9 protein-coding genes are annotated in these 9,447 nt (G+C 58.2%); 4 read left to right on the top strand and 5 right to left on the bottom strand.

The genetic code is table 11. The annotated features are described in order from the left end of the window. Window positions 1-425: 425 nt before the first annotated feature. Window positions 426-605 (bottom strand): hypothetical protein, encoded by a 180-nt coding sequence (locus AAAC48_RS05595; RefSeq protein WP_340653231.1) that lies wholly within the window; start codon window positions 603-605, stop codon window positions 426-428. A gap of 128 nt (window positions 606-733) precedes the next feature. Beyond that, a complete protein-coding gene (gene dnaK, locus AAAC48_RS05590) occupies window positions 734-2,653 on the bottom strand; it encodes a molecular chaperone DnaK (RefSeq protein WP_340653230.1) in 1,920 nt (639 codons plus the stop codon). Window positions 2,654-2,878: 225 nt separating this feature from the next. Here dnaK and AAAC48_RS05585 point away from each other — a divergent pair, with 225 nt between their 5' ends. Further along, entirely contained in the window at window positions 2,879-4,039 is a 1,161-nt protein-coding gene (locus tag AAAC48_RS05585) for a zinc metalloprotease HtpX (protein WP_340653229.1), read from the top strand. 9 nt (window positions 4,040-4,048) lie between these two features. On the opposite strand, the gene AAAC48_RS05580 is transcribed toward AAAC48_RS05585, so the two are convergent. Then, window positions 4,049-5,035, bottom strand: coding sequence for a Gfo/Idh/MocA family oxidoreductase (locus AAAC48_RS05580; protein WP_340653228.1), 987 nt, complete (start codon window positions 5,033-5,035; stop codon window positions 4,049-4,051). Between the two features lie 63 nt (window positions 5,036-5,098). Then, window positions 5,099-5,989, bottom strand: coding sequence for a LysR family transcriptional regulator (locus tag AAAC48_RS05575; RefSeq protein WP_340653227.1), 891 nt, complete (start codon window positions 5,987-5,989; stop codon window positions 5,099-5,101). A gap of 97 nt (window positions 5,990-6,086) precedes the next feature. Between AAAC48_RS05575 and AAAC48_RS05570 the strand changes: the two genes are divergently transcribed. Further along, complete coding sequence (locus tag AAAC48_RS05570) at window positions 6,087-7,082, top strand: aldo/keto reductase (RefSeq protein ID WP_340653226.1); 996 nt, start codon at window positions 6,087-6,089, stop codon at window positions 7,080-7,082. Between the two features lie 21 nt (window positions 7,083-7,103). On the opposite strand, the gene AAAC48_RS05565 is transcribed toward AAAC48_RS05570, so the two are convergent. Beyond that, the gene (locus tag AAAC48_RS05565; RefSeq protein ID WP_340653225.1) at window positions 7,104-7,889 is read right to left on the bottom strand and encodes a helix-turn-helix transcriptional regulator; all 786 of its coding nucleotides are present in this window, start codon (window positions 7,887-7,889) and stop codon (window positions 7,104-7,106) included. Window positions 7,890-8,014: 125 nt separating this feature from the next. Here AAAC48_RS05565 and AAAC48_RS05560 point away from each other — a divergent pair, with 125 nt between their 5' ends. Together AAAC48_RS05560 and AAAC48_RS05555 are read left to right on the top strand one after the other, a co-directional pair. Continuing rightward, window positions 8,015-8,413 carry a hypothetical protein gene (locus AAAC48_RS05560; RefSeq protein ID WP_340653224.1) on the top strand — a complete coding sequence of 133 codons (399 nt, stop codon included), beginning with the start codon at window positions 8,015-8,017 and terminating at the stop codon, window positions 8,411-8,413. 247 nt (window positions 8,414-8,660) lie between these two features. Then, entirely contained in the window at window positions 8,661-9,428 is a 768-nt protein-coding gene (locus tag AAAC48_RS05555) for an aspartyl/asparaginyl beta-hydroxylase domain-containing protein (RefSeq protein WP_340653223.1), read from the top strand. The last annotated feature ends 19 nt before the right edge of the window (window positions 9,429-9,447 follow it).

The following is a 9,447-nucleotide window of genomic DNA, read 5'->3' as shown; positions in this document are numbered from 1 at the left end:
CATTGATTCGCCCGAAATGGCGCATATTTCCGCATTATTGCGATTGTGTGGCAAGTCTTGGCTGATTTTGCATGGGAGAAGAGAACCATATGATAAAGGGCATGGCGGCCAATAGCCAGCATGCCCTTTGAATCGCGCCGCTGCTTTTCAGGGATTTTTCGCCTCCGCAAGCAATTCGAATTCCGACACGCTCAAAGCGCTGGTTCCAGCAAACTCCAACCTGTAGTTCTAGACGTCGCTATTCTTTATTGCAAACGGACTGGTCTGCCGGCGCCAATTGAGGGTCTCGCCCTTGCGTTCATCGCGCATCACCCAGGTCGTTCCGTCCCTGGATGCCTTGAGAAGTCCAACTTGCTCGATCCTGTCCGTCTACGGCCGCTGACGCGATCGCATAGAGCTTGACGACGCTACCTTTTCTTCGGACTTTACAAACTGGCCTCGATCCAGGCGGAGCCGGATGCGCTTTTCCACGCAGTGGCGGAATTCCAGTCGAAGGCGTTTGCCGGCTTGTCGGCGGTGCTTGCCGTCACGTCATGGGCCTTTGCCGGCAACAGCGACTGCAATGGCGTCGGGGTCGCCTTGCCCTTCACACCACCAGCAGCCATTTGAACCGATTAAATTGTCGATTCTTATGCGCCAAGGCTGAAGCCGGTCAATTGAGCTAAAGTATAAGTATAATGGACAAAAAAGCCCGGCACGATGGCCGGGCTTTTCGTTGGATCGGGTGTCTCGTTTAGGCCGACTTCTTCTTGCCGTCTTCGTCGATTTCTTCGAAATCGGCATCGACAACATCGTCATCGGCCTTGGCAGTCGCGTCAGCCTGTCCGCCTTCGGCGGCAGCTTCCGCCTGTGAGGCTTCATACATCGCCTGGCCAAGCTTCATCGAGACTTCGGCCAAGGTCTGTGTCTTGGCCTTGATCGCCTCGACATCGTCACCTTCCGTTGCCGACTTCAGCTCGGCCAGAGCGGTTTCGATTGCCTGCTTGTCTTCAGCCGAGACCTTCTCGCCATATTCCTTCAGCGACTTCTCGGTGGAGTGGATCAAGGCTTCGGCCTGGTTCTTCGACTCGACGGCCTCGCGGCGCTTCTTGTCGTTCTCGGCATTGGCTTCGGCGTCCTTGACCATCTTCTCGATGTCGGCGTCGGAGAGACCACCGGATGCCTGGATGCGGATCTGATGCTCTTTGCCCGTGCCCTTGTCCTTGGCCGAGACATTGACGATACCGTTGGCATCGATGTCGAACGTGACTTCGATCTGCGGAACGCCGCGCGGTGCGGGCGGAATGCCGACGAGGTCGAACTGGCCAAGCGCCTTGTTGTCGGCAGCCATTTCGCGCTCACCCTGGAAGACGCGGATCGTCACGGCGGACTGGTTGTCCTCAGCCGTGGAGAAGGTCTGCGACTTCTTGGTCGGGATCGTCGTGTTGCGCTCGATCAGGCGGGTGAAGACGCCGCCCAGGGTTTCGATGCCGAGCGACAGCGGGGTAACGTCGAGCAGGAGAACGTCTTTGACGTCGCCCTGCAGAACGCCGGCCTGAATGGCGGCACCCATGGCAACCACTTCGTCCGGATTCACGCCCTTATGGGGCTCCTTACCGAAGAAGGCCTTCACGATTTCCTGGATCTTCGGCATGCGGGTCATGCCGCCGACGAGAACCACTTCATCGATCTCGCCAGCTTTGAGGCCGGCATCCTTCAGAGCCGACTTGCAAGGATCAACGGTGCGCTGAACCAGATCGTCAACCAGGCTTTCAAACTTGGCGCGCGACAGCTTCATCGTCAGGTGCTTCGGACCGGAGGCATCGGCGGTGATGAAGGGCAGGTTGATTTCGGTCTGCTGCGCGGACGAAAGTTCGATCTTTGCCTTTTCTGCAGCTTCCTTGAGGCGCTGCAGTGCGAGCTTGTCATTCTTCAGGTCGATGCCCTGTTCCTTCTTGAACTCGGCAGCAAAATATTCGACCAGACGCATGTCGAAGTCCTCACCGCCAAGGAACGTGTCGCCATTGGTCGACTTGACTTCAAAAACGCCGTCGCCGATCTCGAGGATCGACACGTCGAACGTACCGCCGCCCAGATCGTATACGGCAATGGTCTTGCCTTCCTTCTTGTCGAGGCCATAGGCAAGAGCAGCGGCAGTCGGTTCATTGATGATGCGCAGCACTTCAAGGCCAGCGATCTTGCCGGCATCCTTGGTTGCCTGACGCTGGGCGTCATTGAAGTATGCCGGAACGGTGATGACGGCCTTTTCGACTTTTTCGCCGAGATAGGCTTCCGCGGTTTCCTTCATCTTCTGCAGGATCATCGCGGAAATCTGCGAAGGCGAATATTTCTTGCCGTGAACCTCTACCCAGGCGTCGCCATTGTCGCCTTTGACAATGTGGTAGGGCACAAGCTTCTTGTCCTTTTCAACAGTCGGGTCGTCAAAGCGACGGCCGATAAGGCGCTTGACCGCAAAGACTGTTCCTTCTGGATTGGTGACGGCCTGACGCTTGGCCGGCTGGCCAGCGAGGCGCTCATCGCTATCCGTGAAGGCGATGATCGAAGGCGTCGTACGCGCACCTTCCGCATTTTCGATGACCTTAGCGTTCTTGCCATCCATGACGGCAACGCAGGAATTGGTCGTTCCCAAATCAATACCGATAACTTTAGCCATTACTCTATCTCCATTCAGCAGGCTGCCGGGACCTCTGCCGAGCATTCCATTCAGCAGCCCCTAGGGGTTTCAACAATTAAGGACCACTGAGGCGGGCGGTACTTACAGTGTTGGGGGCTATATAAGAAGGGGGAAATTACCATGCAAGTCAGAAGCTACAGCATTTGCACCCATAATCACCTTAAAAGACTCGGCAAAACGCGTTTTTCGCCCCATATATCCCCCATGACCGATAATAGCGTTCCCCTTCATATCCCCGGACACCGGCGAAGCCGGCTGATCAATACGTTGCACACATGGCTGCTTCTGGCCGGCAGTCTCGTCCTGCTCGTCGTCTGCGCCTGGACGCTCGCGGGGCCCGCTGGCATTGCATATGCCTTCGTCTTCGGCGGTATAAGTCTCTTTGCGATCAAACGCATCAGCCCTCAAATGGTGCTGGCCATGTACAAGGCAAGGCCGGTCACGCAGGTCGAGTTTCCGCAAGGCCTGGCAATTGTCGAAGAACTTGCCCGGCGGGCAGGTTTGCCAAAGGCACCGAAGCTGCATGTTATCCCTTCACGCATGATGAATGCATTTGCTGTCGGGCGGAGGGACAATGCGGTGGTTGCCGTGACCGATCAGCTGATTCGGGCATTGACGGCGCGCGAACTGACCGGTGTGCTCGCGCATGAGATCAGCCATATCAGGAATGAAGACCTGAGAGTTATGGCACTGGCCGACACGGTCTCGCGCTTCACTTCGCTGATGTCGACGATCGGCATTGTGTCGCTGCTGTTCAATATCACCTGGCTCGCCAGCGGGTCGGCCGCACAAGTGCCATGGCTCGGTGTGCTGGTGCTGCTGTTTGCGCCGACAGTCGGCGGCCTTTTGCAAATGGCGCTGTCGCGGACGCGCGAGTTCGACGCCGATCTCGGTGCAGCAATGTTGACGGGCGATCCGGATGGACTGGCTCATGCACTGGTGAGACTCGAAAAGGCGCAGGGCAAAGTCTGGGAAAGCCTGATCCTGCCGGGCGGGCGTATTCCTGATCCCTCAATTCTTCGCACGCATCCGCTGACTGAAGCCCGCATAGCACGGCTGAATGCGTTGAAAGAGGCCTGCGCCGTCGTTGCACGCGGCGACAGGATGCCGGACGATATTCTGGCCGGGCTATCGCTCAGGCCGCAGGAGCATATCCGCACCCGGCCAAGGTCGGTTCCGCAGGTCGGCCAGCAATATGGCCGCTGGAATTCCAACAATCTGGAAATCCTGTCGCTGATCAATACCCAGGCCATCCATCCGGTTGTGCCGGATACTGACGCCGATTGCGAGGCCTGCGCCGCGAGCCTTTACACGCCCGACGGCAAGCCGCGCGTGCATGTGACGCGCGGCGGTGTCTACTGGTAAGGCTTCTGGTCAGACCGCTTCCCACTTGCCGGTTTCGTCGGCACGGTAGATCGCATCGATCAGCTTCTGGTTGAGAACCGAATTTTCCAGCGTGAAAACCGGCTCGTCCTCGCCCTTCGCCGCACGGGCGAAGGCTTCCACCTGCAGGCGATAGTGGTTCACATCGCTGAAATTGTATTCGGTGGCGCTGCTGTGATTGCTGTTGTGGACGGTGATTTTGGCGTGATCGTATTTGCCGGTGTTGAAGGGCGCGAGCACCTCGATGTAGCCCTCATCGCCATGGAACACGATCGACTGACGCGCAGCGAGCTGCGTCGCAACATAGAAGGTCAGCTCGAACCCATCGAAATCTGCGCGGATGCTGGCATAGCGATCGGTGCCGAAATCGGGATCGCGCTCGACCGTTGCCGTCACCCGCACTGGCTCCTTGCCCGTGACGAAGCGGGTGACCACGGTCGGGTAAACGCCGATATCGGGTAGCGCGCCGCCGCCCAGCGACAGCTGGTTGCGCATATTGCCGGCATCCTTGTTGAAATAGGTGAAGGCTGCCTGCACCCGGCGCAGCTGGCCAATGGCTCCGCCGGCGATCAGCTCGCGCACCTTCAGCCACTGCGGATGATAGGTCACCATGAAGGCTTCCGAGATCAACACGCCATTCGTGTCGCGGGCGCGCTGCAGGGCAGCGATCTCGCTGGCATGCAGGGAAATCGGCTTTTCGCACAGGACATGTTTGCCTGCTTCGGCCGCCTTTAGCGACCATTCGACATGCTGCGAGGTCGGCAACGGGATGTAGACGCCGTCAATATCCTTCGATGCGAGCATCGCTTCATACGAACCGAACGCATGGGGTGCGCCGAAACGTGCTGCCACAGCCTTGGCTTTCGCAAGGTCGCGGCTGGCGATGCCGGATAGCACCGAGTTCTCCGCGTCGCATATGGCGGGAATGACCGCCGTGACCCCGATTTTTGCAGTCGACAAAACACCCCAGCGAAACATGATAACTTCTCCTTCTCGTCGGCGCGCAACGTAGAGCAACTTACGCCTCAAAGGAAAGCCATGTCAGGGCAAATATCTGAAGAAATCAATGAAAGCACGAAGAGCGGGGCGCATCTGGCGGCGGCTCGGATAATAGAGATAGACGCCAGGGAAAGGCGCGCACCAATCTTCGAGCACCCGGCGCAGCCTGCCGTCTGCGATTGCCTCCGACGCCATGTATTGCAATAGGAATGCCAGCCCGGCACCACCAATCGCCGCCTCGATCACCAGACGGTCATCGCCGAGGATCAGCGGACCATTTACGTCCAGGACGATCTCTTGACCATTCCTTTCGAACTCCCAGCGGTAAACCTGTCCGCTGGAAAAGCGCCGGCGAATGCAGCGGTGTTCTGAGAGATCGCGTGGATGCAACGGCGCGGGGTGTCTTTCCAGATAGCTTGGTGCGGCGACTATGTTGGCCCGGATCGGACCGCTCATTGACACGGCGATCATGTCCGGCTCCAGGCTTTCGCCAAGCCGCATGCCGGCATCGACCCCCGCTGCGACAATATCGTTGAAGGGTTCTTCGACCCGCAATTCGAGCGTGACGCCGGGATAGACCTCGCTGAAGTCGGCAATGCGCGGCGCCAGCAGCCAATGGGCAGCGAAGGGCGGAACGCTCAAGCGCAGATTGCCGGCGACACGGTTATTCGCCTCCTTCACCGCATCGAGCGCGAGGTCGATCTCACCCAGCGCAGGGCGAAGCCGTTTAAGCAGCAAGGCTCCCTCTTCGGTCACGGCAACGCTGCGCGTGGTTCGCGCAAGCAGCCGCACGCCGAGGTTCTGTTCGAGGCTGGAAATGGCGTGGCTGACGGCGGAAGGTGCAATACCCAGTTCCCTGGCGGCACCGCGGAAACCGCCGCAAGCAGCGACAGTGGCAAAGATGGCAAGTTGCGGCAGGTGAGATCGATCCATTGATCTATATTATAGAACAAGCTGTGAAATCGTAAGGGAATTATCGAACACTGTTCCGCGCCCTATGTTCCGCCCATCACCAGCAAGGAGATCAGTGATGGAAAAACGCAAACTCGGAACGGAACTCAGCGTCTCGGCTGTCGGGCTTGGCTGCATGGGCATGACATTTGCCTATGGCGGACAGGACGAAGCGGACGCTATCCGGACGCTGCATCACGCGGTGGATATTGGCGTCACCTTTTTCGACACGGCCGAAGTTTATGGACCGTTCGACAATGAAATCCTCGTCGGCAAGGCGATGAAGGGCCGCCGCAACAAGGTTGTGATTGCCACAAAATTCGGCTTCAAGATCGCCGACGAAGGCGAAGGCCCGTCGCGCATGGTCGGTGTCGACAGCCGTCCGGAACATCTGAAGGCCGTCGCCGAAGCTTCGCTCGGGCGGCTCGGCATCGAACAGATCGACTTGTTCTATCAGCATCGCGTCGATCCGAATGTTCCGATCGAGGATACGGTTGGCGCCATGGCCGACCTCGTCAAGCAGGGCAAGGTGAAAGCTCTTGGCCTCTCGGAAGCCAGTGCCGCCACGATCCGCCGCGCCCACAAGGTCCATCCGATTGCTGCCGTCCAGAGCGAATATTCGCTATGGAGCCGCGAGCCTGAAGAGGAGGTCTTCGCCGTCTGCCGCGAACTCGGCATCGGTTTCGTGCCCTATAGTCCACTCGGCCGTGGTCTTTTGACCGGCACGATCAACAAGCCGGACGAACTTGGTGCCGATGACTGGCGCAAGACGCTACCGCGGTTCCAGGCGGAAAACATGGACGCCAATGCCGCGCTCATTGCCACGCTGAAGGGCCTGGCGGCTGACAAGGGCGTCACACCGGCGCAGCTGGCGCTGGCCTGGGTCCTGCATCAGGGCGATTTCATCGTACCGATCCCCGGTGCGCGCAAGATCAAGCATCTGGAAGAGAATGCAGCTGCGGCTGATATTTCCCTGTCCGCAGACGATCTCAGCAGGATCGGCGATGCGCTCTCGCCGACCCGCGTCGCGGGCAAGCGTTACACAGATGCAGCGCTCGCCCTCGTCAATGGCTGATAAGACCGGGGCGCTGCGCGATCAGCGCCCCGTACTATCTGCAATGGCCCTTGTCGCGTCGTCCGCCGGGAAATATTGCTCGATGAATATTCCTTCCGTCAGCACTTCCTGTGCCGAGCCGAAGGCCGTGAGCGTGGTGATCCAACTGGTGACCGCCTCACCCAAACGCAGTTGAACCGTGATGACGGGTGGCGGGTCGCGCTCGCTCTCGTTGCTGCGCAGCAGTGCTGCAAGTTCCGCATCGTCTTCATAACTGGCGATCCGTTTGGCCAGTTCGCTGCGTGGTCCATAGAGCCGCGCCTCGTTGCGGGCACGCTTGAAAAACAGCAAGGCAACCTCCGGCCAGTTCGCAATCGCCGCGCGCACAGGTCCAGGTTCGAGCACCAGCGCCAATATGTTCATGCCCGGCGCAATGCTGATGCCAAGCGCATCGGCAAGAGCCATGAATCCGGCATTGGCGGCGAGGATATTGTGATCGGCGTCGAAGGCCACCGCCGGCCATGGCGCGTGCCGCTCGAGGATCATCTGCAACGTATCGCGGATCAGCGGCGGCAGGCCGGCAAGGCCTTCGCGCTCGGCACAAAGATAGCGCGGTGCGAAGCCGGCGGCGGTGAAAAGCTCGTTGCGGATCTTGAACGGCAGCTCCAGCGTCTCGCATATACGCATGATCATGCCTTCCGACGGCCGCGCGCGGCCGGTTTCAAGGAAGGACAGATGCCGGGCCGAAATGCCGGCATCGAGGGCGAGATCGAGCTGGCTCAGATGCCGGTGCGAGCGCCACTGTTTCAGTTGATCACCAAATTCCATCGCCGTGTTCCGTGCCCAATTCACAATTTCACACCAAGTGCAGCATAACCATTACCTCAGAGGTAATTGTTTTGACTACCTCACTCTTGCAATGTTCGGTCATCAATACGAAAGAGGAAACGAACATGCTGAATATCAATCTGAAAGACGGCCTTATGATCAATGCCATCCTGACCGGCGTTACCGGTCTTGGTCTAGCGCTTTTTGCGGAGCTTTCCGCAATCTACCTGATGCCGGGCGCGCCGGTCTGGTTGATTTCGGCGCTTGGCATTGCCCTCGTTGTGTTTGCCATCGATGTCGGCATTATCGCCCGGTGGAAATCCGCGTCGGCACCGCTGGTCGGCTTCGTCTTCGCGGCGGATTTGCTCTGGGTCATCGGCGTCCCGACAATCCTGATGCTGATGCCGTCCGCCTTCACGGTCCTCGGGATTGTAGCAGGCCTTGCGGTCACGGCAGTCGTTGCCTGTTTCGCCGTCGTTGAATGGCAAGGCTTGAAGGCAATTGGTTCTGCAAATCCGGCATGAGCTGAACACTTAGACAGAGGAAAGGGCGGTATCGGACCGCCCTTTTTCGCGCTCTTGACAGACCCATCGCCTTAAGGCCTATTCCTGACCGCCATTGGCGACTTTAAAAAATTCTCCGGCGGCCGTATATCGCGCAAGATCGATTTGTCTCAACAAGCCGCGCCACCCTGTCTCGCATTGCTGGCGCCGAACCTGGAATACCATGGAAAAAGCAACGAAAAAGTCCCTTCGACGTTGGGCTGTCGGATTGGTTCTTTTAGGCGTCATCGCCTATTTTGTCCCCTATCTGGTGATCTTCTATCTGATCTGCGGCCTCTATGATCTCTCACGCAACAAGAATTTGAACCGTGAGGTCGTCGAGCAATATTTCTTCGGAAACGGCATGTTCACCTGGATACTGTCGCCGCTGAACATCATCCTGGACATCCTGTCGCTGCCCTATATCAACAAGGGCGTTTACAAGCTGCAGGACCTGCCGGCCGACTATCAGGCCGAGGTAAAGCGGTTGATCACGGCGACACAAAAGGAAAACATCGTCGGCCAGTTGCAGGCGCGGGCGGAACAGCAGGCGCGCAGCATGTTCTTCTTCAAATGGTACGGAAAAGACCAGCCGAGCTTCGCCAATGTACCGTCCTTCTACGAGAGATACAATTTCGTGAAGACGATCGGCGTGTCGGTGTTCAACAAGAAGAACTCGACATCAAAGCATTTCGGCCCGATGCGGGCGACGATCCGCGTTCTTTACAACATCAACGACATGAATGACCGCACGGCCTATATCTGGTGCGGCGACACGACGAGCTACTGGAGAGACGACAAGCTGTTCATCTTCGATGACACGTTGATGCACCAGTCGGTCAACCAGACCGACCAGACACGCTACTGCCTGTTCGTCGATATCCTGCGCCCTTCCTATATGCCAGGGCTGTTTGCCGCCATCGTCGCGTTCATGGGCGTTGTCCTGAAGGGCAGCAATTCGATCTTCTACAAGAACTGGAAAGTTATTCAGAAGTAACAAGCCAGCTCGGCGCTAT

The organism is Phyllobacterium sp. (assembly GCF_037994405.1).
GTDB lineage: Bacteria > Pseudomonadota > Alphaproteobacteria > Rhizobiales > Rhizobiaceae > Phyllobacterium.
Note: the sequence above shows the minus strand (reverse complement) of the source record. Positions and strands in the feature narration are given on the sequence as shown.